Origin of the sequence: Gordonia sp. CPCC 206044, assembly GCF_048537895.1 — a bacterium.
Lineage (GTDB): Bacteria > Actinomycetota > Actinomycetes > Mycobacteriales > Mycobacteriaceae > Gordonia.
This window is the reverse complement of the sequence record NZ_JBCLVL010000013.1, coordinates 106,167-130,806: the sequence shown is the minus strand read 5'-3', so window position 1 is coordinate 130,806 and position 24,640 is coordinate 106,167. Positions and strand designations below refer to the sequence as shown.

The 24,640-nt window shown below is 66.8% G+C and carries 22 protein-coding genes and 2 tRNA genes; 7 read left to right on the top strand and 17 right to left on the bottom strand.

What is annotated here, in order from left to right; translation table 11 throughout:
- Positions 1-7 precede the first annotated feature (7 nt).
- Positions 8-505, top strand: a complete 498-nt coding sequence (locus tag AAFP35_RS19870) for a pyridoxamine 5'-phosphate oxidase family protein (protein ID WP_419223361.1) — start codon at positions 8-10, stop codon at positions 503-505.
- A 57-nt stretch (positions 506-562) separates the two neighbouring features.
- Here the strand turns inward: AAFP35_RS19870 and AAFP35_RS19865 are convergent.
- The 5 genes from AAFP35_RS19865 to AAFP35_RS19845 form a co-directional block, all read right to left on the bottom strand.
- Positions 563-635, bottom strand: a tRNA-Glu gene (locus AAFP35_RS19865).
- A 68-nt stretch (positions 636-703) separates the two neighbouring features.
- A tRNA-Gln gene (locus tag AAFP35_RS19860) sits at positions 704-775 on the bottom strand.
- A 121-nt stretch (positions 776-896) separates the two neighbouring features.
- Positions 897-2,372: a glutamate--tRNA ligase gene (gene gltX, locus AAFP35_RS19855; protein WP_419223360.1), complete on the bottom strand. Its 1,476-nt coding sequence runs from the start codon at positions 2,370-2,372 to the stop codon at positions 897-899.
- 75 nt (positions 2,373-2,447) lie between these two features.
- Positions 2,448-3,272: an alpha/beta fold hydrolase gene (locus AAFP35_RS19850; RefSeq protein ID WP_419223359.1), complete on the bottom strand. Its 825-nt coding sequence runs from the start codon at positions 3,270-3,272 to the stop codon at positions 2,448-2,450.
- Positions 3,269-4,042, bottom strand: coding sequence for a fumarylacetoacetate hydrolase family protein (locus AAFP35_RS19845; protein ID WP_419223358.1), 774 nt, complete (start codon positions 4,040-4,042; stop codon positions 3,269-3,271). Before AAFP35_RS19845 ends, AAFP35_RS19850 begins: the two co-directional genes overlap by 4 nt.
- Before the next feature lie 162 nt (positions 4,043-4,204).
- On the opposite strand from AAFP35_RS19845, the gene AAFP35_RS19840 reads away from it, so the two are divergent.
- Positions 4,205-5,389 (top strand): MFS transporter, encoded by a 1,185-nt coding sequence (locus AAFP35_RS19840; RefSeq protein ID WP_419223412.1) that lies wholly within the window; start codon positions 4,205-4,207, stop codon positions 5,387-5,389.
- Here AAFP35_RS19840 and AAFP35_RS19835 read toward each other — a convergent pair.
- The 4 genes from AAFP35_RS19835 to serA all read right to left on the bottom strand — a co-directional run bounded on the left by AAFP35_RS19835 (position 5,337) and on the right by serA (position 9,626).
- Positions 5,337-6,380 carry a DUF1648 domain-containing protein gene (locus AAFP35_RS19835; RefSeq protein ID WP_419223357.1) on the bottom strand — a complete coding sequence of 348 codons (1,044 nt, stop codon included), beginning with the start codon at positions 6,378-6,380 and terminating at the stop codon, positions 5,337-5,339. The genes AAFP35_RS19840 and AAFP35_RS19835 overlap by 53 nt on opposite strands.
- Positions 6,377-6,730, bottom strand: coding sequence for a GntR family transcriptional regulator (locus tag AAFP35_RS19830; protein WP_419223356.1), 354 nt, complete (start codon positions 6,728-6,730; stop codon positions 6,377-6,379). The genes AAFP35_RS19835 and AAFP35_RS19830 overlap by 4 nt, the downstream gene beginning before the upstream one ends.
- 293 nt (positions 6,731-7,023) lie before the next feature.
- On the bottom strand, positions 7,024-8,034 hold the full coding sequence (locus AAFP35_RS19825; protein WP_419223355.1) for a 3-isopropylmalate dehydrogenase: 1,011 nt from the start codon (positions 8,032-8,034) through the stop codon (positions 7,024-7,026).
- Complete coding sequence (gene serA, locus AAFP35_RS19820) at positions 8,031-9,626, bottom strand: phosphoglycerate dehydrogenase (RefSeq protein WP_419223354.1); 1,596 nt, start codon at positions 9,624-9,626, stop codon at positions 8,031-8,033. The genes AAFP35_RS19825 and serA overlap by 4 nt, the downstream gene beginning before the upstream one ends.
- Positions 9,627-9,944: 318 nt before the next feature.
- Here serA and AAFP35_RS19815 point away from each other — a divergent pair, with 318 nt between their 5' ends.
- Entirely contained in the window at positions 9,945-10,610 is a 666-nt protein-coding gene (locus tag AAFP35_RS19815; RefSeq protein ID WP_419223353.1) for a serine protease, read from the top strand.
- Positions 10,611-10,786: 176 nt separating this feature from the next.
- Here the strand turns inward: AAFP35_RS19815 and ilvC are convergent, their stop codons facing one another.
- The 3 genes from ilvC to AAFP35_RS19800 form a co-directional block, all read right to left on the bottom strand.
- Positions 10,787-11,800: a ketol-acid reductoisomerase gene (gene ilvC / locus AAFP35_RS19810; RefSeq protein ID WP_419223352.1), complete on the bottom strand. Its 1,014-nt coding sequence runs from the start codon at positions 11,798-11,800 to the stop codon at positions 10,787-10,789.
- 79 nt (positions 11,801-11,879) lie between these two features.
- Complete coding sequence (gene ilvN, locus AAFP35_RS19805) at positions 11,880-12,383, bottom strand: acetolactate synthase small subunit (protein WP_419223351.1); 504 nt, start codon at positions 12,381-12,383, stop codon at positions 11,880-11,882.
- On the bottom strand, positions 12,380-14,338 hold the full coding sequence (locus AAFP35_RS19800; RefSeq protein ID WP_419223350.1) for an acetolactate synthase large subunit: 1,959 nt from the start codon (positions 14,336-14,338) through the stop codon (positions 12,380-12,382). Before AAFP35_RS19800 ends, ilvN begins: the two co-directional genes overlap by 4 nt.
- 276 nt (positions 14,339-14,614) lie before the next feature.
- On the opposite strand from AAFP35_RS19800, the gene AAFP35_RS19795 reads away from it, so the two are divergent.
- Both AAFP35_RS19795 and ilvD read left to right on the top strand, forming a co-directional pair.
- Positions 14,615-15,070, top strand: a complete 456-nt coding sequence (locus tag AAFP35_RS19795) for a PH domain-containing protein (RefSeq protein ID WP_419223349.1) — start codon at positions 14,615-14,617, stop codon at positions 15,068-15,070.
- Between the two features lie 194 nt (positions 15,071-15,264).
- Positions 15,265-17,109 carry a dihydroxy-acid dehydratase gene (ilvD, locus tag AAFP35_RS19790; protein ID WP_419223348.1) on the top strand — a complete coding sequence of 615 codons (1,845 nt, stop codon included), beginning with the start codon at positions 15,265-15,267 and terminating at the stop codon, positions 17,107-17,109.
- Positions 17,110-17,240: 131 nt separating this feature from the next.
- Here the strand turns inward: ilvD and AAFP35_RS19785 are convergent, their stop codons facing one another.
- A complete protein-coding gene (locus AAFP35_RS19785) occupies positions 17,241-18,320 on the bottom strand; it encodes a DoxX family protein (RefSeq protein WP_419223347.1) in 1,080 nt (359 codons plus the stop codon).
- An 82-nt stretch (positions 18,321-18,402) separates the two neighbouring features.
- On the opposite strand from AAFP35_RS19785, the gene AAFP35_RS19780 reads away from it, so the two are divergent.
- Entirely contained in the window at positions 18,403-19,518 is a 1,116-nt protein-coding gene (locus AAFP35_RS19780) for a PQQ-dependent sugar dehydrogenase (RefSeq protein WP_419223346.1), read from the top strand.
- Between the two features lie 61 nt (positions 19,519-19,579).
- Here the strand turns inward: AAFP35_RS19780 and gatB are convergent, their stop codons facing one another.
- Entirely contained in the window at positions 19,580-21,082 is a 1,503-nt protein-coding gene (gatB, locus tag AAFP35_RS19775) for an Asp-tRNA(Asn)/Glu-tRNA(Gln) amidotransferase subunit GatB (RefSeq protein ID WP_419223345.1), read from the bottom strand.
- A gap of 107 nt (positions 21,083-21,189) precedes the next feature.
- On the opposite strand from gatB, the gene AAFP35_RS19770 reads away from it, so the two are divergent.
- Positions 21,190-21,408, top strand: a complete 219-nt coding sequence (locus tag AAFP35_RS19770; RefSeq protein ID WP_419223344.1) for a PspC domain-containing protein — start codon at positions 21,190-21,192, stop codon at positions 21,406-21,408.
- A gap of 4 nt (positions 21,409-21,412) precedes the next feature.
- Here the strand turns inward: AAFP35_RS19770 and AAFP35_RS19765 are convergent, their stop codons facing one another.
- From AAFP35_RS19765 to AAFP35_RS19755, 3 genes are all read right to left on the bottom strand, one after another.
- Positions 21,413-22,447, bottom strand: coding sequence for a 6-phosphofructokinase (locus AAFP35_RS19765; protein WP_419223343.1), 1,035 nt, complete (start codon positions 22,445-22,447; stop codon positions 21,413-21,415).
- 110 nt (positions 22,448-22,557) lie between these two features.
- The gene (locus tag AAFP35_RS19760) at positions 22,558-23,238 is read right to left on the bottom strand and encodes a response regulator (RefSeq protein WP_419223342.1); all 681 of its coding nucleotides are present in this window, start codon (positions 23,236-23,238) and stop codon (positions 22,558-22,560) included.
- An 11-nt stretch (positions 23,239-23,249) separates the two neighbouring features.
- Positions 23,250-24,569: a sensor histidine kinase gene (locus AAFP35_RS19755; RefSeq protein ID WP_419223411.1), complete on the bottom strand. Its 1,320-nt coding sequence runs from the start codon at positions 24,567-24,569 to the stop codon at positions 23,250-23,252.
- Positions 24,570-24,640 lie beyond the last annotated feature (71 nt).

Sequence of the window (24,640 nt, the reverse complement as noted above, 5' to 3'; positions counted from 1 at the left end):
TCGGTCCATGGGAGTCAATCAACGCCAACAGATCGTCATGTCCGAGACCGAGATCACCGAGTTCGTGGCGCGCAGTCGCACCGCGACCCTCGCCACCACCGGTCCGGACGGGAGCATTCATCTCGTCGCCATGTGGTACGGGGTCATCGACGGTGAGATCTGGTTCGAGACCAAGGCCAAGTCGCAGAAGGCGGTCAACCTCGGTCGTAACAACCGGTGCTCGGTCCTGATCGAGGACGGCGACACCTACGACACGTTGCGCGGGGTCGCCTTCGAGGGGACCGCCGAGATCCTCGACGATCCGGAGTCGTGTCTGAAGATCGGCATCAGCGTGTGGGAGCGCTACACCGGGCCCTACACGGACGAACAGCGTCCGTTCGTGGACCAGATGATGCACAAGCGCGTCGCCGTCCGTGTCGTCGCCGACCGGATTCGCTCGTGGGATCACCGCAAGCTCGGCCTGCCCGAGATGCCGGTGTCCGGGAGCACCGCACCCCAGCAGTGATCAACCCCTCATGCGAAGAGCGCCCTCTCCGAGATCGGAGAGGGCGCTCTTCGTTTGTAGCCCCGACGGGATTCGAACCCGCGCTACCGCCTTGAGAGGGCGGCGTCCTAGGCCGCTAGACGACGGGGCCATGGACACGCTATTCAGTTGGAACGACCGGGTGGGCGTCTCGGTTGGAGACCCGTCACCGGCTGTCCGCTGGGGTACCAGGACTCGAACCTAGAATGGCGGTACCAGAAACCGCTGTGTTGCCAATTACACCATACCCCAAGGTCTTCCCTTTTCTGACCGGCCGAACCGCTCGCCAGGCTCCTGGTGACCGCTCCGAAAAGGACCGAGGAGAAGAGTACCAGGGACCTACCCTCGAACTACAAATCGCCTGGTCAAGCCCCTATTCCGGGACCGATTCACGTGCCGCGGCCAGACGCGCGAGACTCTTGTCGCGCCCGAGTAGTTCCATCGACTCGTACAGCGGCGGACTCACCTGCGATCCGGTGACCGCAACCCGGACCGGACCGAAGGCCTTGCGCGGTTTGAGGCCCAGCGTGTCCACCAGAGCCGTCTTGAGCGCCTCCTCGATCGCGGGGCCCGACCACTCGTCCAGTGCCGTGAGCGACGCGATGGCGGCGTCGAGAACGGGCGCCGAATCGGCTCCGAGATTCTTGGCCGCCGACTTCTCGTCGATCACGAAGTCGGCGTCGGAGACGTAGAGGAACGACATCAGCGGCCACGCGTCGCCGAGAACCTGGATGCGGGTCTGCACCAACTCGGCGAGCGCCGTGAACGGTCCGTCGTCCACGGGCTCGGTCAGCAGGGCGTGATCGAGCAGGTAGCGCTTGAGGCGGCCGGCGAAGTCGCCGACCTCGAGACGACGGATGTGCTCGGCGTTGATCGCGTCGGCCTTCTTCTGGTCGAAGCGGGCCGGATTCGAATTGACCTGCCGCACATCGAACGCCGCGACCATCTCGTCGAGTGTGAAGACATCCGAGTCACCGGAGTAGCCCCATCCGAGCAGGGCGAGATAGTTCAGCAACCCCTCCGGCAGGAATCCACGATCGCGATGGTGGAACAGATTCGACTGTGGATCCCGTTTGGAGAGTTTCTTGTTGCCCTCCCCCATCACGAACGGCAGGTGTCCGAACTCCGGCACCTGCTCGGCGACGCCGAGGCGGATCAGCGCGTCGTAGAGCGCGATCTGACGCGGCGTCGACGAGAACAGGTCCTCGCCGCGCAACACGTGGGTGATCTTCATCATGGCGTCGTCGACGGGATTGACCAACGTGTAGAGCGGATCGCCGCTTGCCCGGGTGAGCGCGAAGTCGGGCACGGTGCCCGCCTTGATGGTGGTGGTTCCGCGGACGAGGTCGTCCCAGGTGATGTCGTGATCGGGCATCCGCAGCCGCACAACGGCTTTGCGGCCCTCGGCGACGAAAGCGGCACGCTGCTCGTCGGTCAGGTCACGATCGAAGTTGTCGTATCCGAGCTTCGGATCCCGCCCCGCCTCGCGGTGGCGCGCCTCGACCTCTTCGGGCGTCGAGAAGGCCTCGTAGGCCTCACCGGCCTCGAGCAGTCTGCGCACCACGTCGAGATGGAGGTCTCGACGCTGCGACTGGCGATAGGGTCCGTAGGGCCCGCCGACCTCCGGCCCCTCGTCCCAATCGAGGCCCAGCCACCGCAGGGCGTCGAGGATCGCCGCATAGGACTCCTCGGAATCGCGTGCCGCATCGGTGTCCTCGATACGAAAGACGAACGTCCCCTTGTCGTGACGCGCCTGCGCGAAGTTGAACAGCGCGGTCCGCGCCAGCCCGACGTGCGGGGTACCGGTCGGAGACGGACAGAAACGGACGCGGACATCGCTGGCACTCATGCACGTCAGGGTATCGAATCGACGACATCGCGCGGCCACCGATCTCTCCGGTGGAGGGGTCCTCGCCCCCGCGGATCAGACGTGCGCGGCGAAGAAGTCCAGCAGCAGACGGTTCACCTCGTCCGGGCGTTCGAGGTATCCGAAGTGTCCGGCCCTGTTGATCTGCTCGTAGCGCGCGCCCGGGATGGCGTCGGCGACCTCACGCGCCAGCTTGGGCGGCAGGGTGCGATCGTCGGCGAAACCGATCACCATCGCCGGACGTGTGATCGCCCGGTAGGCGGCGAGACGATCGCTCTCCCGATCGTGCAGACCGAGTTGGGCCCGCACGCCTGCGGTTACCTTCTGCGACGAGAAGCCGATCACGTCGAGCCAATCCTTGGCCGAGCGGTCGTCGTCGAGCGTGTGCGGCGACAGGTTCAGGTGCGCGGTGATCGCCGCCTCGTACGCGGGCGGCAGCGTGATCCCGTTGTCGTAGAGCGCTCGTTCGCCCGCCGAGATCGCTTCCTGCAGTGGGGTGTTGCGGCCGTAGGTGGCGATCATCGCGGCCGCCTTCACCACATCCGGACGGGCCAGCGCCAGTTCCTGGGTGACGCGGGCACCCAGTGAGGTCCCCGCGACCAGTGCCGGTCCGCCACCGACGTGTTCGATCAGGGCCGCGGTGTCGGCGACCATGTCGGCGTGGGTGAAACCGCCCGGACATTCGGACGACGGGGCGATCCCGCGGTTGTCGAAGGTCACGACCCGATAGCCCGCCTTGGTCAATGCCGGCTGCTGGTGGGCCTGCCAGACGCGGCCGGGACTACCGGTGCCCATCACCAGCACCACCAGCGGACCGTCGCCGAACTCCTCGTAGGAGATCTCGATCCCGTTGACCCGGGCGATCTTCGGCGCCCGCCTCACGGCTTGTCCACCACCGGGTTGGTGAGGGTGCCGAGTCCGGACACGGTCACCGACACACGCTGACCGGCAACCATCGGGCCGACCCCCTCCGGCGTGCCGGTGAGGATCACGTCGCCGGGGAGCAACGTCATGACCCGGGAGATCCACTCCACGATGGCGCCGATGTCGTGCAGCATCAAGGAGGTGCGCGACCGCTGCTTGACCTCGCCGTCGAGTTCGGTGGTCAGCTCCGCGTCGGACGCATCGAACTCGGTCTCGATCCACGGCCCGAGTGGACAGAAGGAGTCATAGCCCTTTGCCCGGGTCCACTGCCCGTCGATCTGCTGCTGATCGCGCGCCGTGACGTCGTTCGCGACGGTGTAGCCGAGGATGACGTCGGAAGCCTTGGCGGCTGCCACGTCCTTGCACGGTTGACCGATGACGACCGCGAGCTCGCCCTCGTAATCCACCCGTTCCGAACTGGGCGGCCGCACGATGGGCACCTCGGGGCCGATGATCGACGTGTTCGGCTTGATGAAGATGACCGGCGCGGCAGGCGCCTCACCACCCATCTCGGCGGCGTGCGCCGCGTAGTTCTTCCCGATACAGATCACCTTCGAGGCCAGGATCGGGGCGAGCAGACGCACGTCGTCGAGCGCCCACGAGCGCCCCGTGAATGTCGGTGTGCCGAATGGATGCTCGGCAATCTCCCGCGCCCGCGTCCCGCCGTCGACGTCCTCGATGGCGACAAACGCGACCCCGTCCGGGCTGGCAACTCGTCCTAAACGCATGGCACGAGGTTATCGCACCGACCCATCCCACGACTCGGGACGCCAATTGGCCACTGACTCAGCCTGTTCTAAAATGTGGACGGATTTGTCCAGTATATGAGATAGGAGCAAACGGTGGACGCCGAATTGGGAGTCGAGGTGACGCAGCCCGAAACGACAACGATGTCGGCACGACGTCGGTGGTCGATGCTCGCCTGCGCGCTGCTCGCCGCGATGACCACCACCTGTGCGGTGAGTGGGATCGCCTATCTGATCCCGGCGTTGCACACCGATCACGGAATGTCGCTCGGGCAGGCTTCGGTCCTCGCGACCGTCCCCACGGTGGGGTTGATGCTCCTGATCATCCCGTGGGGTGTGCTGTTGGACCGATTCGGCGAGCGACGTGTGCTGATGATCTCCCTGTCGATCACAGTGGCCGGTACCACCGCCACCGCGCTTGCCGCCGGATTCGATGCCCCGACGTGGGTTCTGGGCACCTTTCTGTTCGTCGGTGGGCTGGGTGCAGGCGCCGCCAACGGTGCGAGCGGACGGATCGTCGTGGGCTGGTTCCCTGCGACACAACGCGGCACCGCGATGGGGGTGCGTCAGATGGCACAGCCCCTGGGAATCGGCGTCTGCGCACTGACGATGCCGTTCGTCGCCGAGAACCACGGTGTCACCGCGGCATTCGCGATCCCCGCCGTCGTCTCCGCGGCCGGGCTGGTGGCCTGTGTCATCGGCATCGTCGACCCGCCGGCCGCCGACGTCGCCTCCGGCGTGACCGAGCTGCGGGCCGAGAACCCCTATCGGGCGGGCGGTTTCCTCGCCCGCGTGCACGGTGTCAGTGTCCTGCTGGTGATCCCGCAATCGATGCTGTGGACGTTTGTCCCCACGTGGCTGATCGTGGCGCATGGATGGTCGCCGGGCGCCGCGGGTGCGCTGGTGACGGTGACCCAGGTGGCCGGGGCACTGGGCCGCATCGGGGCGGGACGGTGGTCGGATGTGTGGGATTCACGTATGCGGCCCATCCGACTGATCGCGGTCACCGCGGCGATCGGGATGGCGGCACTGGCCCTCACCGACTGGCTGCACAGCCCCGTTGCGCCGGTCGTGATGGCACTGGCCACGATTGCCTCCGTGGCCGACAACGGCTTGGCGTTCACTGCGATCGCCGAGTACGCGGGACCCGCATGGAGCGGACGCGGACTGGCCGTGCAGAACACCGCCCAGTATCTGGCCACCGCCGCCACCACCCCGATACTGGGCGCGGTGGTCGGCGCGGCAGGCTTCCCGCTCGCGTTCGCGCTGACCGCTCTCACGCCTCTGGTGGCGGTGCCCCTGGTGCCGCGCGACGCAGAACGTGATTGACCAAGGCGGCCGCGGTCGACGCATCGTCCACCACGATGACCTCGCGTCGGCCGTCGGTACGCCACAATTCGAGCGCCGGACCGGATCGCAGTACGAATCCCTTGGCGCCCTTGAGTTCCCCGCGTATCGAGATCCGGTAGCCGAAACCGCCGAAACCGGCCAGTGCCCGAACGTCGACGACATCGGCACGGTCGATCTCGGTGGCCGGAATCCGTCGACGCGGCCAGCCGAGTGGTCCCCGTACGCTCACACCGGAACGGTCCACCGTCACCCGGATGCTCCAGAACAGCAGGCACACGGCCAAGACCAGGACGAGGACAGCGGCGCCGAGCCACGTTCGCAGCACCAGCGCCAACACGGCGACGATCACCAGGGTTCCGGCCGCGATCACGGAGACCACCGGAGATGACGTGACCGTACGCGTCCACATGAACTGCGCATCGTCGGCGAGCGCGATCCGCGGCGCGTCGTCACCGGTCTGCCCGGGGCCACGTCGACCGTCGGCGGCAGGCACCGGCAGCGACCACTCGGGAACCAATGCGGCAGCGACACATCCGCACACCAGGCCGACGAACAAGGCAATCACGATTTCCCAGCCGGGCGTCGCGACGGTGCTCGCATCCACGACATCGCGCTGAACGGCGGTGGTGCCCACCACCAATGCCACGACGCCGAACACCACGCCCGCCACCACGCCGACCGCGGTGCGCACCAATGTCGGCTGGACGGCGCGCAAACACAATGCCGCACACAACAATGCGCCCACCACACCGACGACGATCGGAGTCGCCACCACGAACGACGGACTCGAGAAGCCGTCGGCACCGTCGGTGGACCAGTGCGTGGCCACCGGATTCGGCAACGATGATCTCCACGAAGCGATCACCGCCGTCCCGAGACAACCGGCGAGCACCGACGGCACGATCGCGAGCATGAGCACCCGCACGCGCGTCGCGGTGTCGATGAGGCCATGCGTAGCAGAGTCTTTCATTTCGTCCATCCCTCCGAAATCGCGGCGCTCACCGCATCACGAGTCAATCCGAGCCGTCGCGCCACGGCCACGAGCCGATCGACCGCCTCGACGAGTTCGGCACGATCGGGTGCGGCATCGACGACCACTGCGCCGCGACCGCGTCGTAACTCCACGACACCCTCGTCACGCAGCATCTGATAGGCGCGCAGCACGGTGTGCAGGTTGATGTCGAGCGACCGCGACAGTTCGCGCGCGGTCGGCAGTCGCTCGCCGACCTCGATCTCCCCGCGGGCGATGGCACCCCGGACCGAAGACGCCACCTGTTCGAAGAGCGGCGTCCGTGCGGTCGGGTCTATGCGGATCAACACACCAACATCATATAGTTCTATGTCAACTAGAACAATTGAGTGTGATCTCGATACGTCTCCTCGCTGCGCTCGTCGACTACTCGATCAGCGGTGCGGCTACTCGATCAGCGGTGGGACTACTCGATCGGCGGTGGGACTACTCGATCAGCGGTGGGGACACTCGATCAGCGGCGACCGGAACGCTCCCCGGACACAGATCAGCGGCCGGGAAGAACTCCCGGCCGCTGATCGTCGGCGTCGAGCCGTTAGGCCAGACTCCTAACGAGATTACTTCTCCCGCAAGAGAACACGACTCAGACCCGGTCCCGGATCCGGCGACCGATCTCCGAGGTGCTCAGGGGCTGCGAGCCGCGGTCGGCCACATCGTCGATGACGGCCTTCTCGACTCGCTCGGCGGCGTCGGCCTCACCGAGATGAGCGAGTAACAACGATGCCGACAGGATCGCGGCCGTCGGGTCGGCCTTGCCCTGTCCGGCGATGTCCGGGGCGCTACCGTGAACCGGCTCGAACATCGACGGGTTGGTGCGGGTGGCATCGATGTTTCCCGATGCGGCCAGACCGATTCCACCGGTCACCGCGGCGGCGATGTCGGTGATGATGTCACCGAACAGGTTGTCGGTGACGATGACATCGAACCGTCCCGGATCGGTGACCAGATAGATGGTCGCCGCGTCGACGTGGCAGTAGTCGGTGGTGACGTCGGGGAACTCCTCGCCCACCTCGGCCACCGTGCGGCTCCACATCGAACCGGCATAGGTCAGCACGTTGGTCTTGTGCACCAACGTCAGCTTCTTGCGTCGCGACTGCGCCCGCTCGAAGGCGTTGCGGACGACGCGTTCGATCCCGAAGCGTGTGTTGACACTCACCTCGGTGGCGACCTCGTTGGGGGTACCGACACGAATCGCACCGCCGTTGCCGGTGTACGGGCCCTCGGTCCCCTCACGTACCACCACGAAATCGATCTCCGGATCGCCGGCGAGCGGCGTCGCGACACCCGGAAGACGTCGTGCGGGACGAAGATTGACGTGGTGATCGAGCGCGAAACGCATGTTCAGCAGGAGCCCGCGCTCGAGCACACCCGACGGTACCGACGGATCGCCGATCGCGCCGAGCAGGATCGCGTCGTGGGTACGCAGCGAGTCGAGGTCTGCGTCGGTCAGCAACTCCCCGTTGCGGTGATAGCGACGGGCTCCGAGATCGTATTCGGTGGTCGAGACGTCGGGAACGACCTTCTCCAAGACGCCGAGCGCCTCGGAGATGACCTCCGGTCCGATGCCGTCGCCTGCGATGACAGCCAGTTTCATGCCAGATCCACCTGCTCGATCAGGGTCGCGCCGACCGAGTCACCGATCGAGGCGAGCAGGTCGTCATCGAGCGGACGGCTCACCCGGAGCACTACGGTGGCACCCGAACCCTCGGCGTCCTGGGACAGACCGGCCGCCAGGATGTCGACCTCGGCGTTGCCCAGCACCGTGCCGATCTTGCCCAACGAGCCGGGCTGGTCGGTGTAGCTCACGATGAGGTTGTGTCCCTCGGCGCGCAGATCGAAGTTGCGACCGTTGATGTTCACGATCTTCTCGACCAGACGCGGTTCGGTCAGCGTGCCCGCGACGTTGTGTACCGAACCGTCGGCGAAGACGGCGCGCACGTCCACCACGCTGCGGTGGTTGGGGCTCTCCGGCGCGGTGATGACCTCACTGGTCACTCCGCGGTCGGTGGCGACCGCAGGGGCGTTGACGAAGGTGACCGGCTCGTCGAGCACGGCCGAGAACAGACCACGCAGCGCCGACAGACCGAGCACCTCGACGTTGTTGGCGGCCAGTTCGCCACGCACATCGACGACGAGTGACGTCGGCGGTTCGCTGCTGATCGCCCCGACCAGGACGCCGAGCTTGCGGGCCACCTCTAGCCAGGGTGCGACCTCTTCGTCGACCGCACCGCCGGTGATGTTCACCGCATCCGGCACGAAGTGTCCGGCCAGCGCCAGGCGCACGCTCTTCGCCACGTCGGTCCCGGCCCGGTCCTGCGCTTCGCTCGTAGAGGCACCGAGGTGGGGTGTGACCACGACCTGCGGCAGCTCGAACAGGGGCGAGTCGGTGCAGGGTTCGGTGGCATACACGTCGAGTCCGGCGCCGCGGACGTGGCCGTCGGTGATGGCGTCGGCGAGTGCCTGCTCGTCGATCAGTCCGCCGCGCGCGGCGTTGACGATGACGACGCCCTTCTTGGTGCGCGCCAGTTGCTCGGAACCGATGAGACCGAGGGTCTCCGGCGTCTTGGGCAGGTGCACGGTGATGAAGTCGGCGCGCTCGAGCAGTTCGTCGAGGGTCACCAGTTCGATACCGAGTTGCGCGGCGCGCGCAGGCGACACGTAGGGGTCGTAGGCGATGATCGACGTCTCGAAGGCGGCCAGCCGGGCCGCGACGAGCTGACCGATGCGGCCGAGCCCGACGACGCCGACGGTCTTGTCGAAGATCTCGACACCGTTGAACGACGAGCGCTTCCAGGTGTGCTCACGCAGGGTCGCATCCGCGGCCGGGATCTGACGGGAGGCCGACATCAGCAGCGCGATGGCGTGTTCGGCGGCGGTGTGGATGTTGGACGTCGGCGCGTTGACCACCATCACACCGCGCTGGGTCGCGGCGGGGACGTCGACGTTGTCGAGTCCCACGCCCGCGCGCGCGATGATCTTGAGCTTGGGTGCTGCCGCGAGCACCTCGGCGTCGACCGTGGTGGCCGAACGAACCAGGATCGCGTCCGCGTCGGCCACGGCTTCGAGGAGCTTGGGCCGGTCAGGGCCGTCCACCCAGCGCACCTCGACGTCGTCACCCAGGGCTTCGACGGTCGACGGAGCCAGTTTGTCGGCGATCAGAACGACCGGACGGCCAGCTGAGGTCACAGTATTCTCCATGCTCGTGTGTCGTGAGGATTGTCCGAACGGAGATCTCCACGATCGTGCCGTGTGACCGCGAAGAACTTCCGCGATCAGCTTAGTCGCCGGGGGCCTGGCCATTTACAGCCGGTCGGCCACCCATGCAAGAGCAAGGTGCGAATGTGGGTAGATTGTGACCGGCATTACGGATAGGTTGCAAACCGACCCCGGGACGATTCCACGCAGGGCACGAGATGGCTGCGGCCCGGTACCGTGTGCATGGCCCGCGGTGGATGGACGACCTGCGGGCCGATGATCATTGGCGCGCCGACGAGTGGAGACTGGATGATGAGGAAGCTGACAGCACTGGTGGCTGTGTTGGCTGCAGTGGTGCTGGCCGGCTGGGGGGCGGGCTCGGTCGAGGCCGCGCCGGCGAAGATCTATCTCGGTGGCGGCTCCGGGATTCTGGTCCTCAAGGGCGGGAATTCCGCTGCGGCGTGCACGCTCACGACGATCGGCAAGTCGAAGACCGGCAAGCTCATCGGTATCACCGCGGGTCACTGCGGCAAGCCCGGCCAGAAGGTGTATTCCGAGTCCTTCCAGAACCGCGGTCAGGCCGGCACGATCACGTATTCGACGAGTGACCTGGACATCGCGGTCATCGAGTTCAACGCGGCCAAGGTGGTCCCGCTGCGCAGCGTGCGCGGACTGACCATCCGGTCGATCGACACCCGACCGCTCGCGTTCCCGGCCGTCGCCTGCAAGGAAGGCCGCACCACCGGGCGGACCTGCGGCATCAGCTGGTTCTCCGACGGTGATGTCCACTTCAGCCAGATGTGTGTGATCGAAGGCGATTCGGGTAGCCCCGTCGTCGTCGGCGACCGCCTCGTCGCGATGGTGAACGCCTACTACTTCCTGGCCTGCCTCGGCCCGGAAACCGGCACCAACATCGGACCGATCCTCAAGCGGGTCGGCTCGCTGCCGCAGTACGGCGGATTCAAGCCCGTCTGACGCGAACACCACGACGACGAGGCCCCGGCACTTTCCAGTGCCGGGGCCTCGTCGTCGTGGTGGTATCTATGCCGTCAGGACTGTTCGTCCCCCGGAAATGCGTTCGTCCGCCGGATGTTTCCGGCGGACGAACGTGATCGTGGGGGAAGAATCGATCCCCGTCGGGGTCCTGGGACTCAGGCGGTCTCGGTGATCGGGCGATCCACCCAGCTCATCAGGTCACGCAGCTTCTTGCCGGTCACCTCGATCGGATGCTCGGCGTTGGCCTTGCGCAGCCCTTCCAGCTCCTTGTTGCCGCCCTCGACGTTGGCGACGAGGCGCTTGACGAAGGTGCCGTCCTGGATGTCCTTGAGGATGCCGCGCATGCGCTCCTTGGTGTCGGCGTCGATGACGCGCGGACCGGACAGGTAACCGCCGAACTCCGCGGTGTCCGACACCGAGTAGTTCATCCGGGCGATGCCACCCTCGTACATGAGATCGACGATCAGCTTGAGCTCGTGCAGCACCTCGAAGTAGGCCATCTCCGGGGCGTAACCGGCCTCGACCATGACCTCGAAACCGGTCTTCACCAGTTCCTCGGTGCCACCGCACAGCACGGCCTGCTCACCGAACAGATCGGTCTCGGTCTCTTCCTTGAAGGTGGTCTTGATGATGCCCGCACGCCCACCGCCGATGGCGCTGGCGTAGCTGAGCGCGAGCGCCTGGCCCTCGCCCTTCGGATCCTGGTCGACGGCGATGAGGCAGGGCACGCCCTTGCCGTCGACGAACTGACGCCGAACCAGGTGGCCCGGGCCCTTGGGCGCGACCATGCCGACGGTGATGTTGGCGGCCGGCTTGATCAGATCGAAGTGGATGTTGAGGCCGTGACCGAAGAAGATCGCGTCGCCGTCCTTGAGGTGCGGCTCGATCTCGTCGGTGAAGATCTTCGCCTGCGAGGTGTCGGGAGCGAGGATCATGATGACGTCGGCCCACTCGGCGGCCTCCGCAGCCGAGAGCACCTTGAGCCCCTGCTCGGCGGCCTTGTCGCGCGACTTGCTTCCCTCGCGCAGACCGATCACCACGTCGACACCCGAGTCACGCAGCGACAGCGAGTGCGCATGGCCCTGGCTGCCGTAGCCGATCACCGCGACCTTGCGGCCCTGAATGATCGACAGATCGGCGTCGTCGTCGTAGAACAGTTCGATCGCCACAGTTCAATTCCCTTCGATTTCTGTTGTCCCTCAAGGTTTTTCTGTGTCCCCGAGGGCGTGTACCACAGTTGTGTCTGCGTCAGCGGTTTGCCGACATGCTCTTGGGCCCGCGGCCCAACGTGACCGCGCCCGACTGGGCGATCTCACGGATGCCGTACGGATCGAGCATCCGCAGCAGCGCTTCGAGTTTCTCCCCCGTGCCGGTCGCCTCGACGGTCAACGACTCCGGCGAGACGTCGATGACCTTGGCGCGGAACAGGTTCACCACATCGACGACCTCGTTGCGCACGGACGCGTCGGCGCGCACCTTGATCATCATCAGTTCACGCGACACCGAGCTCGCCGGATCCTGCTCGACGATCTTGATCACGTTGATCAGCTTGTTGAGCTGCTTGGTGACCTGCTCGAGCGGGAAGTCCTCCACGCTGACCATGATGGTCATGCGCGAGATCCCTTTCAGTTCGGTGGGTCCCACCGCGAGGGACGTGATGTTGAAGCCGCGCCGCGAGAACAGACTCGACACACGGGCGAGCACACCGGGACGGTCCTCGACCAGCACGCTGAGGGTATGGGTGGTACTCACTGCTCGTCCTTCCCCGCCGCACGGTCGGGCTTGTTCATCGTCTCGTGGATGTCGACCGGATCGGACGCGGCCTCGTCGTCGTCGAACAACGGGCGGATGTCGCGGGCGGCCATGATCTCGTCGTTGCCGGTGCCGGCCGCGACCATGGGCCACACCTGCGCGTCGGCACCGACGATGAAGTCGATGACCACCGGGCGGTCGTCGATGGCACGCGCCTTGGCGATGACCTCGTCGACGTCTTCCTCACGCTCGACCCGGAAAGCCGCACAGCCCAATGCTTCTGCGAGCTTGACGAAGTCCGGGATCATCCGCGAGTGGGTGGACAGGTCGGTGTTGGAGTAGCGCTCCTCGTAGAAGAGCGTCTGCCACTGCCGCACCATGCCAAGGTTGCCGTTGTTGATCAGCGCGACCTTGATCGGGATGCCTTCGATCGCACAGGTCGCGAGTTCCTGATTGGTCATCTGGAAACAGCCGTCGCCGTCGATCGCCCACACCTCGGCGTCGGGGGCAGCGGCCTTGGCGCCCATCGCCGCCGGGACGGCGTACCCCATCGTGCCGAGACCACCCGAGTTGAGCCATGTCCGCGGCTTCTCGTAGGAGATGAACTGGGCGGCCCACATCTGATGCTGGCCGACACCCGCACAGTAGATCGCGTCCGGTCCGGCGGCCTTGCCCACCGCGGAGATCACGAACTCCGGCGACATCGAACCGTCGGCGGGACGGTCATAGCTCAGCGGGTAGGTACGACGGATGCCGTCGAGGTAACCCCACCACTCGGTCAGATCCGGTGTGGCCGCGGTGGTCGCGCGCTCGTTGCGGATCGTCTCGATCAGATCGACGATGACCGCCTTGCAGTCACCGACGATCGGCACGTCGGCGTGCCGGTTCTTGCCGATCTCGGCCGGGTCGATGTCGGCGTGGATCACCTTGGCGTTCTGGGCGAACGACGACAGCTGTCCGGTGACGCGATCGTCGAAGCGCGCACCGAGGGTGATGAGCAGGTCGCTGCGCTGCAGGGCCGCGACCGCCGCCACCGTTCCGTGCATGCCGGGCATGCCCAGGTGCTGCTGATGGCTGTCCGGGAAGGCGCCCCGCGCCATCAGCGTGGTGACCACGGGGATGCCGGTCAGCTCGGCGAGTTCGAGCAGTTCCTCCGACGCGTTCGCCTTGATGACACCGCCACCGACGTAGAGCACCGGCGACTGCGCGGCCTCGATGAGCCGGGCGGCCTCGCGGACCTGTTTGCCGTGCGGCTTGGTCACCGGACGGTAGCCGGGCAGGTCGATCTGCGGCGGCCACGAGAAGGTGGTCTGCGCCTGCAGGATGTCCTTGGGGATGTCCACCAGGACCGCACCCGGGCGACCGCTCTCGGCGATGTGGAACGCCTCGGCGATCACGCGAGGGATGTCGATCGCGTTGCTCACCAGGAAGTTGTGTTTGGTCACCGGCATGGTGATGCCGGAGATGTCGGCCTCCTGGAAGGCGTCTGTGCCGATCAACGCCCGCCCGACCTGACCGGTGATCGCGACCACCGGGACCGAGTCCATCTGGGCGTCGGCCAGCGGGGTCACCAGGTTGGTGGCGCCCGGACCGGACGTCGCCATCATGACCCCGGCACGACCGGAGACCTGGGCGTACCCGGTCGCGGCATGGCCCGCGCCCTGCTCGTGGCGGACAAGAACGTGACGGACCTTCTGCGAGTCCAGCAGCGGATCGTAGACCGGGAGGACCGCGCCGCCCGGAATGCCGAAGACCACGTCGACACCGAGTTCCTCGAGCGACCGGACAACCGACTGGGCGCCGCTGACGCGTTCGGGGGCCACTGTGTGCTGGCCTACCGCGCGCAGGTTTCCGCCCGCTGGTGACTGCTTACGCGGCGCCGTCGCGGCGTCGGCCGCGTGCGACCCGCTTCCGCTGACGTTCGGACCGCCGGCTCGTGCTGTTGGTGCGCTCACTGCACGTACCTCACCTTTTTGATTCATCCGGTTGTTGACAAGAAAAAACCCCCGACAGCTGAGCTGTTCGAGGGTGGCGCGTCGATGCTGCAGGGTCTGCGAAGTGACCCGGTCAGGCGACGACGCGCCGGCCGAGTACTACGAGAATCTCGTGCTTCATCACGCACTCACGGTAGGACCGGCACATGTCAAGAGTCAAACCACCCCCCGTCGCGTCCCACATGATGGGAAATCACAGGTGGATGAGCGCGATACGCGGGATGAGACAATAGGGATGTGTCTAGCCCTGCCCCCGGTTCCGCCGACCATGCCGAGAACTCCGCGGCCGCGAGTTCCATCGCCCTGCCGCAGACGTTCCGCATCCAGAAGATCGCCTACTTCGCTGTCCCGATGATGTTCGTCGTCGCCGTCATCCTCGCCGGGGCATCACTGCCCTGGTTGGGGTGGACGCTCGTACTCCCGGTGTTGCTGGGCTGGTGGATCGTGCGCATCCGGACGGTCGTCGACGAGGACGGACTGACGGCGGTGCACACCTTCTCTTCTCGCGAGATCCCGTGGAACGAACTCGACGGCCTGCAGTTCCCGCGGTGGGGTTCGGTGCACGCGGTCCTCGTCAACGGCGCGCGTGTCCGACTGCCTGCCGTCACCTTCGCCGATCTCCCCCGACTGTCGGCGGCCAGCCACGGTCGAATCCCCGACCCGTACGCGGCCGCGCAGGCCGATCGGTCCTGACGCCCGACACCCTTGTGTCGCCGCTGTCCGCGGCGGGAGTAACGTCGGACGTCGGTGATGCCCTCGCGTCGGTCCGCCGATCACCACAGTGATAAGAGCGCCAGCGAATACCCCAGCGTCGCGTCGTGTCGAGCTCACCGTCGAAGCCCATCCGCCGGAGCCCGGGCGGATCACGAGAACACCGAGGAATTGCGATGCCAGCGTTGAGGTCCCGCACCACCACTGTCGGACGTGAAGCCGCCGGAGCGCGCGCCCTGTGGCGCGCCACCGGTATGACCGACGACGATTTCGGTAAGCCGATCGTCGCGATCGCCAACTCCTACACCCAGTTCGTGCCCGGCCATGTACACCTCAAGGACGTCGGCGAGATCGTCGCGGACGCGGTGCGCGCCGCAGGCGGCGTCCCACGGGAGTTCCACACCATCGCCGTCGACGACGGAATCGCCATGGGGCACGGCGGAATGCTCTACTCGCTGCCCAGTCGCGAGATCATCGCGGACTCGGTCGAGTACATGGTGAACGCGCACACTGCCGATGCCCTGGTCTGTATCTCCAACTGCGACAAGATCACTCCCGGAATGCTGAACGCCGCGATGCGGCTGAACATCCCGACGGTGTTCGTGTCGGGCGGACCGATGGAAGCGGGCAAGGCCGTCGTCGTCGACGGCGTCGCGCAGGCCCCCACCGATCTCATCACCGCGATCTCGGCATCGGCCAACAGCTCCGTCGACGAGGCCGGCCTGTCGGAGGTCGAACGGTCGGCGTGCCCGACCTGCGGGTCGTGCTCGGGCATGTTCACCGCCAACTCCATGAACTGCCTCACCGAGGCTCTCGGACTGGCCCTGCCGGGTAACGGGTCGACCCTGGCCACCCATGAGGCCCGCCATGCGCTGTTCGAGCGCGCCGGCCGGGTCGTCGTGGATGCCGCCACCCGCTACTACCGCGACGACGACGAGTCGGTGCTCCCCCGCAACGTCGCCACTCCCACCGCGTTCCGCAACGCCATGGCCCTCGACGTCGCGATGGGCGGATCGACCAACACGGTGCTGCACATCCTCGCCGCCGCGCAGGAGGGTGAGGTCGCCGACTTCGATCTGTCGGTCATCGACGAGATCAGCCGCAACGTGCCGTGCCTGTCGAAGGTGGCACCCAACTCCGACTACCACATGGAAGACGTTCATCGGGCCGGCGGCATCCCCGCCATCCTCGGTGAACTGCGGCGCGGCGGACTGCTCGACGACACCGCCTCGACCGTGCACTCCCCGACCGTCGCGCAGTTCCTCGACGACTGGGACATCCGCGGCGGCAAGGCGATCGACGCGGCCGTGGAACTCTTCCACGCCGCCCCCGGAGGTGTGCGCACCACCACCCCGTTCTCGACCGCCAACCGGTGGAGTTCACTCGACACCGACGCCGAGGGCGGATGCATCCGCGACAAGGCACACGCCTACACAGTCGAGGGTGGACTGTGTGTGCTGCGGGGCAACCTCGCCGAGGACGGCGCGATCCTCAAGACCGCGGGTATCGACGAGGAGCTGTGGCACTTCGAGGGTCCGGCGCGCGTCGTCGAGAGCCAGGAAGAGGCCGTCGAGGTCATCCTGTCGAAGACCATCCAGGCGGGCGAGGTGCTCGTGGTCCGCTACGAAGGACCCGCGGGTGGCCCGGGTATGCAGGAGATGCTGCACCCCACGGCCTTCATGAAGGGCACCGGGATGGGGCGCAAGTGCGGGCTCATCACCGACGGTCGCTTCTCGGGCGGATCGTCGGGTCTGTCGGTCGGACACATCTCCCCCGAGGCCGCCTCCGGTGGCGTCATCGGCCTGATCGAGGACGGCGACCCGATCCTCATCGACGTCCAGACCCGTCGCCTCGAGGTGCTCGTCGACGACGAGGTGCTCGCCGAGCGGCGCGCCAAGATGGAGGCGTCCGAACGTCCGTGGCAACCCAAGGATCGTCAGCGCACGGTGACCACGGCGCTGCGGGCCTACGCCAAGTTGGCGACCTCCGCCGACAAGGGCGCCGTCCGCCAGGTCGACTGACCTCCAGGTCGCCCCGCCGACAGCAGCCACTTTCCCGCTGACAGCAACCACAATTCCGCCGACAGCAACACGCGCGCATATGGCGCGTGTTGCTGTCGGCGGAATTGTGGTTGCTGTCGGTGTGTGGGCGTCTAGCCCTGGGTGGGGTTGCCTGGCGACTGCAATGGGTTGGTGCCGTTGAAGACCACCCACACCGCGACCGCCGCGGCGATGGCCACGACGAACAACGCCAGTGACCCCCACGCGGGCCGCCTGGCCCAGCCTCGCGGTGCGTCCAGCGAGATGCGGCCGGGCCCGGTGAGGATGATGACCGCGGCGCAGACCACGAGCAGTCCCTCGTATTCGAGACCCGCTCCGTTGCCGTCCGCGGCGAAGAACCAGATACCGCCGGCGAGGGTGGCCTTGAAGGCACCGGCGACGAGCATGACACCGAGTACGGCCGCGGCCGCGATCGGCGTGAACAGCCCCACCACCAGCATCAGCCCGCCCAGGGTCTCCGACAATGCGCCGACGATCGCGAGCACCCGCGCGGCTCCCGAGTCGAAACCGAGACCCGGGTTCGGCGAGTTGATCAGGAAGTCCTCGAATCCCGACAACCCCGGACCGTTCCACCACCCGAACAGTTTCTGTGTGCCGTGCGCGAGGGCGATCACGCCCACGGCGACGCGAAGCAGCAGCAAGCCGAGGTCGAGAGTGCCGCGCCGGGCACGTTTCTGCGCGTCCACCAGATCTTGCTCGGCGGTGCGCGGTTCGTCGTCGACGACGGGATCATCGATCCGATGATCCGGTTCCGCGAGAGGCTCGGTGTCCAGGGTCGCAGCACCGAACGCCGTGGTCGCGGCCTCGGGATACGGCCGGTCGGCCACCGGCGGCAACGAGGTGTCGTCCAAGCGCTGCGTCGGGACGGGTTCCGGTTCCGGTTCGTCGCGGGCCGCCGGTTCGGTCCGGGAGAACGCCCGGGTGGGCGCATCGGCGGGCGGGCTCTTCGCGATCGGGCGCGTCTGCAGATCGTCGGGATCGATGTCGTCTAGCTCGTCGACGCGTGACACCGCGGCATTCTCGGGCATCGCGTGCCGTGCATAGAAGTCGTCGCGCTCGGACGTCGGCACTGCGCGCCGACGCGACGCGGCTTCGTCGGTGATGCCGATCTCGCCGGTCGGTTCGTCGTACGGACTGGACCCGCCAGGCGCAGCCATGTCACGTTCGCTCACATGCCCGACAGTAACCGTTGTCGGGCCCGTCGCCACCCAACAGGGCGCGGTGAGTCGAGATCGATCGCCTACTGTGGGTGCCATGCGCAAGGGGTCCCTGTTCGTCGCCGTCGTCGTCGCAGCGCTGCTGGCCCTGACGGGTTGCGCCGACTTCAGCGATCAGGACCGGGCCAAGGACGCAGGCGCGTGGAGCGCGAACAACGAGTCGATGCGCAAGCAGGAGCAGCCGACCCCGTCGCCGAACGAACCTCTCGTCCCGCCCCCGCCCGGACCGTGTGTCGATCCCGACCCCGCAGTGATCGCGACCTGTCTGGAGTCGACCGCTGCGGTGCTGCCCGGCGACGACAAGGGCGATGTCACCATCGTCGCCGAACGGACGACCGGCAAGATCATCACCACCAAACGCTATGGACCACAGCGGGTTCTGGCCACCGTCGGCGTCGACGCCTCCGGCGACGGCGGATTGATCGCATTCGCACCGTCGCCGACCTATGCGCAGGACCGACTCATCTACGCCCTCATCACAACCGGGTCGGACAATCGGATCGTGCGCATCGCCCCGGGTGACGTGCCCAAACCCATCCTCACCGGGATCCCCAAGGGCGCCACCGGCAACATGGGGTCGATGTTCTTCCGGTCGCCGGGCGAGCTGGTGGTGGCGACGGGCAACGCGGGTGATCCGTCGTCCGCGGCGGATCCGACGTCGTTGGCCGGAAAGGTCCTCAGTGTCAGGTCATTGAGCTCGACGGGCAATCCGCGCCCGCGCGTGTTGGCGTCGGGATTCGGCTCGAATGTGTCGCTGTGCACCAGTGCCGCCACCGGTTCGCTCTACGTCGCCGACCAGGCCCCGACCGAGGATCGGCTGCAGGTTCTCGACGAGTCCGGCCCCAAGGTGTTGTGGACCTGGCCGGATCGCCCGCAGATCGCCGGATGTGCGGCGGCGTCGGGCAACCTCTACGTATCGACGACCCGCACCCAGCACATCGAGGCACTGACCGAACCGACCCGCCAGAAGCCCGGAGTCACCCCGCCCACCGTGGTGCTGGAGAAGCGGTACGGCGCACTGGGCCGGATGGTCGCGCTGGACAACGGGATCCTGCAGTTCGCGACGGTCAACCGCACGTCGGGCAAGCCGGTGAGCACCGACGACCGGGTGGTCAAGTGGCTGCCGCCGTCGGCAGGCGAGGACCGCACCTGACCGACGCGACCCGGGTAACCGACGCGACCCGGTACGGGATCGCGTCGGCCGGCCCCGACGGTCAGGAGCAGGCGGCCAGTACGAGTTCCTTGACCCGCGCCGGGTCGGCCTGACCACGGGTCGCCTTCATCACGTCACCGACGATCTTTCCCGCGGCCGCCACCTTGCCGCCGCGGATCTTGTCGGCGATGTCGGGGTTGGCGGCCAGCGCCTCGTCGACCGCCTTCTGCAACGCCGAGTCGTCGCGAACGACCTCGAGGCCGCGGTCGGCGACGACCTGCTCGGGTTCACCCTCACCGTCGAGCACGCCGGACGCGACCTGCTGGGCGAGCTTCGTGGTCAGTTTGCCGTCGTCGACCATGCCGATGATCGTGGCGACCTGGGTCGGGGCGATCGGGAGGTCCACGAGTTCGACGCCGCGGGTGTTGGCCTGCTGGGCGAGGAAGGCAACCCACCAACCGCGGGCGGCCTCCGCCGAGGCGCCTGCCTCGACGGTCTCGATGATGAGGTCGACGGCGCCGACGTTGACGAGATCACGCATCACCTCGTCGGAGACACCCCAATCCTCCTTGATGCGCGCCAGACGAACCCACGGCATCTCCGGAAGCGTGGTCGCCAGCTCGTCGATCCAGGCCCGATCCGGTTGCACCGGAGGCAGATCGGGCTCCGGGAAGTACCGATAGTCTTCTGCGGTCTCCTTGCGTCGACCCGCAGACGTGGTCCCGTCCGCCTCGTGGAAGTGCCGTGTCTCCTGGACGATCTCTCCCCCAGCCGACAGGACGGCGGCCTGCCGACGCATCTCGTAGCGGACCGCGATCTCGACGCTCTTGAGCGAGTTCACGTTCTTCGTCTCGGTACGCGTCCCGAACTCGGTGGCGTCCTTGCGCATCAACGAGACGTTGGCGTCACACCGCAACGACCCCTGGTCCATGCGCACATCGGACACGTCGAGTGCCTTGAGCAGGTCACGCAACGCGCTCACGTAGGCGCGCGCCACCTCGGGTGCGCGTTCACCGGCGCCGACGATGGGCTTGGTGACGATCTCGACGAGCGGGACCCCGGCCCGGTTGTAGTCGAGCAACGAATGGTCGGCGCCGTGGATACGACCGCTGCCACCGATGTGCAACGACTTACCGGTGTCCTCCTCCATGTGGGCACGTTCGATGTCGACGCGCCAGGGTGTGCCGTCGGGCAGCACGACGTCGAGATGGCCGTCGAAGGCGATCGGCTCGTCGTACTGCGAGATCTGGTAGTTCTTCGGCTGGTCGGGATAGAAGTAGTTCTTCCGGGCGAACACGCTCGACGGCCGGATCGAACAGTTCAGCGCGAGTCCGATCCGGATCGCGGATTCGATCGCCTTCACGTTGGCCACCGGCAACGATCCGGGCAGACCGATGCAGACCGGGCAGACCTGGGTGTTGGGATCGGCACCGAACGTGGTCGGGCACCCGCAGAACATCTTGGTCTCGGTGCCGAGTTCCACGTGGACCTCGAGTCCCATCACCGGATCGAAGTCCGCGATGACCTGGTCGTAATCGAACAGTTCGGTGGCAGCGGCAGTCATGGATGCCATCTTATTGCGCTGCGGAAACCGGGGTCGGATCAGGGGCGAACCCCGATGTCGGCGTCGAGCGCGATCCGTAGCGTCGAAGGCGAGAGAAAGGAAACCCGATGACCACTCCGGCCGCATACCCGCCCGCACCGTCCACCCCGCGGTTGCAGCGTTCGCGCAACGACGCCTGGATCGGTGGCGTCTGCGCCGGCATCGCCACCAGGTTCGGATGGGATCCGACGCTCGTGCGCGTCCTGTTCGTGTTGTCGATCCTGCTGCCCGGCCCGCAGGTGCTGCTCTACCTGATCCTGTGGCTGGTCATCCCGCGCGAACCCTGAGACGTCAGCCGAAGATGACCCGTATCTCCTGATACTGCTCGACCGGCACCTGTTTCGGATTGGCCAGCGCCTCGTCGAAGGTCGTGCGCACGATGTCGGTGCCGCGTAGGGCCACCATCTGCCCCCACGCCTTGTCGGCCACGAGATCGGCGACCGCCATGCCGAACCGGGTGGCGAGCACCCGGTCGTAGGCGCTGGGCACGCCGCCACGCTGGATGTGTCCCAGCACGGTCGACCGGGTCTCGATACCGGTGCGATCCTCGATCAGCGGCGCCAGCACCTCACCGATGCCACCGAGACGCGGCCGGTTGAAGCCGTCGAGTCCCTTGTCGGAGTACGCCTCTTCCATCTCCGGAAGGGTGAAGCCCTCGGCCACCACCACCATCGGCGAACGGCCACGCTTCTTCACGCTGGTCACCCATGCGCAGATCTGATCGAGGCTCTCCGGCTGTTCGGGGATGAGGATCGCATGGGCACCGCCTGCGATCCCGGAGTGCAGGGCGATCCAGCCTGCATGACGGCCCATCACCTCGAGCACCATGCACCGCCGATGCGAGTTGCCGGTGGTACGCAGCCGATCGATGGCCTCGGTGGCGATCTCCACCGCCGTGTTGAAACCGAACGTGTAGTCGGTTGCGTCGATGTCGTTGTCGATGGTCTTGGGGACACCCACGATGTCGATGCCGTCTTCGAACAGCCGCTTCGACGCCGACGCCGTACCCTCGCCGCCGACCGCGATCACACCGTCGATGCCGAGGTTCTTGAGCACCTTCTTGATGTTCTCGGCCCCGCCGTCGGGTTCGGCATACGGGCCGAATCGGCTTGTGCCGAGGATCGTTCCACCCTGGTTGGACAATCCGCGGACGGCGCTTCGATCGAGTTCCATGATGTCGCCGTAGACCAGCCCGTACCAGCCGTCCTTGAAGCCGACGTATTCGTGCCCGTAAACGGTTTGTCCCTTGAGTACCGCACCTCGGATCACCGCATTCAGACCCGGGCAATCGCCGCCGCTGGTGAGAATGCCGAACCTCTTGGCCATTACTCCGGGACCTTCCTGCCGACCGACACTGACACTTCGTCGTTCAATCTAATGGTCGGGGCCCGACTGCGCCGGATGTCGCCACCATCGACGCGACCACGTTCCGGTGGCTATTTGAGCCCGTTCTCGTAGGCGAAGACGACGGCCTGGGCACGATCGCGCAGTGCCAGCTTGCTCAGCACGCTGCTGACGTGGGTCTTGACGGTCTGCTCGGACACGAACAGATCCGCGGCGATCTCGCCGTTGGACTTGCCGTCGGCGACGAGGTCGAGGACCTCCCGCTCCCGGGGCGTGAGGACGTCGACGGCACCGTTGCGGGGTGCACGTGCACGACGCGAGGTCACCTCGGCGATGAGCCTCCGGGTGATGGACGGCGCCAGCAACGCCTCGCCCGCCGCGACGACGCGGACCGCCCGGACGAGTTCGTCTGCGGGTGCATCCTTGAGCAAGAATCCGGATGCACCGATACGCAGCGCCTCGTAGACGTAGTCGTCGATGTCGAACGTCGTCAGCATCAGTACCCGGGTCGCGGTATTGACGCCAGACCTCGGGTCGCCACCGGATCCCGGTGCGGAACGCAGGATTTCCTCGGCCGCTCGCAGCCCGTCCTTGCGTGGCATGCGCACATCCATCAGCACCACATCGGGGCGCACCCGAGCGCAGAGCTCCACGGCCTCGACCCCGTCGGCGGCATCCCCGAGCACCGAGATGTCGGGTTGCGCAGCAAGCAACGCCGAGAAGCCTTGCCGCACCATAGCCTGATCATCGACAACGACAACTGTGACCGCCACAATCGGAGAGCCTATGCGCCGCGTAACGGTGTCGTTGCCCGATCCCCGGTCTGCGGTGCCGCCGCCACCCACGGCCGCGATGTGATCTCGTCGACCGCGTCGGAGATCTGGGCTCCCGCCAACGGGATTCGGGCGCGTACGACAAAACCTCCGTCGGCGGTGGGAGTCGCCGACAACGCACCGCCGACTGCGATCGCCCGCTCCACCATGCCGCGGATCCCGGTCCCGGTGCCGGGCAGTCGAACCGGCGCCGCCGTGGGAGCGGAGTTGCGGATCTCGACGTCGACGCCTGCGTCGTCGTCGGGGGCGATCCGGATGTCGATGCGTGCGCCCGGGGCGTGCCGGGTGGCGTTGGCCAGACTCTCCTGCACGATCCGGTAGATCACCAGAGCCTGTGCGTCGCCGACCGCAGTCGGTGTCACCGACTCCGACAACGCCACCTCGGCGCCGGTCAGGCGGGTCTGCATCACCAACGTCGACAGATCCGCCAGTCCCGGATTCGGCGCGGCGGGGGCGCCGGCCTCTGTCCGGAGCACCCCGAGCAGCTGACGCACCTCGTCGAGTGACGACCGCGCGGCGACCGCGATCGAATCGAACTCGGCCGCCGCCTCGTCACTCACGTCCGACAGCCGGTAGCGAGCGGTCTGCGCCATCACGACCACCACCGACATCCGATGTGCGACAACGTCATGCAGGTCTCGGGCGATCCTGGTGCGCTCCTGCAGGATCGCCTTCTGGGATTCGGCGAGATCCTTCTCCTCGGCGCGCTCGGCCAGTTGGCGCCGGGTCGCGGCGAGGAACCGGATCAGGGCGACCACGACGGCGAGGAAGGTCAGGCCGAAGACCCACCCGACCCGGGCGTCAGCAGGCGCCGACAGGTAGACGACGAGCGCGGTACACAGCCAGACCACCGGCAACAGGCGCAGTGGGCCACGCAGGTAGGCGAAGAAGGTGAGCACCAGCAACACGATCAGATGAGTGACCTGGATGCCCCACGGCCATCCGTTCACGGTGGGGACGAGTAGACCGATGAGCTGCGCCGACACGACCGACACCGCCCACGCCATCAGCGGAGCCGACCAGGCGAACGCCAGCGGGAACGCCGCGAACGCGGCCACCACCGGCAGCGTGTAGGTGGGCAACGAATGCGTGATCGGCAGCGTCGGCCAGGAGACCGCGTACATCACGGCCGCCGCGAACAGGAAGAACCAGTTGATCCGGCTCGCAAAGTAGTGTCGGACCGCCGGGTCCTGCGCCGCGGGGAGTTCGCGGAGCTCACCCACCACCGCCGTCCCGGCCGCGCCGGCCAGCGATCTCATCCGTCGAAACATCTCCATCACCTCGCTGTCCACGGTATGTGGTGCACCCACCCGTCGTCCTCATACTTGCGAGGGATTTCCAC

Bases quoted from the DNA above. Each gene is read 5' to 3' on its own strand.
- AAFP35_RS19825 (WP_419223355.1), bottom strand. From the start codon at position 8,034: ATGAAACTGGCTGTCATCGCAGGCGACGGCATCGGACCGGAGGTCATC.
- AAFP35_RS19845 (WP_419223358.1), bottom strand. From the start codon at position 4,042: ATGCGTTTAGGACGAGTTGCCAGCCCGGACGGGGTCGCGTTTGTCGCC.
- AAFP35_RS19755 (WP_419223411.1), bottom strand. From the start codon at position 24,569: ATGTTTCGACGGATGAGATCGCTGGCCGGCGCGGCCGGGACGGCGGTG.
- AAFP35_RS19840 (WP_419223412.1), top strand. From the start codon at position 4,205: ATGTCGGCACGACGTCGGTGGTCGATGCTCGCCTGCGCGCTGCTCGCC.
- AAFP35_RS19780 (WP_419223346.1), top strand. From the start codon at position 18,403: ATGCGCAAGGGGTCCCTGTTCGTCGCCGTCGTCGTCGCAGCGCTGCTG.
- AAFP35_RS19815 (WP_419223353.1), top strand. From the start codon at position 9,945: ATGATGAGGAAGCTGACAGCACTGGTGGCTGTGTTGGCTGCAGTGGTG.
- gatB (WP_419223345.1), bottom strand. From the start codon at position 21,082: ATGACTGCCGCTGCCACCGAACTGTTCGATTACGACCAGGTCATCGCG.
- ilvD (WP_419223348.1), top strand. From the start codon at position 15,265: ATGCCAGCGTTGAGGTCCCGCACCACCACTGTCGGACGTGAAGCCGCC.
- AAFP35_RS19770 (WP_419223344.1), top strand. From the start codon at position 21,190: ATGACCACTCCGGCCGCATACCCGCCCGCACCGTCCACCCCGCGGTTG.
- AAFP35_RS19835 (WP_419223357.1), bottom strand. From the start codon at position 6,380: ATGAAAGACTCTGCTACGCATGGCCTCATCGACACCGCGACGCGCGTG.
- AAFP35_RS19765 (WP_419223343.1), bottom strand. From the start codon at position 22,447: ATGGCCAAGAGGTTCGGCATTCTCACCAGCGGCGGCGATTGCCCGGGT.
- AAFP35_RS19870 (WP_419223361.1), top strand. From the start codon at position 8: ATGGGAGTCAATCAACGCCAACAGATCGTCATGTCCGAGACCGAGATC.
- gltX (WP_419223360.1), bottom strand. From the start codon at position 2,372: ATGAGTGCCAGCGATGTCCGCGTCCGTTTCTGTCCGTCTCCGACCGGT.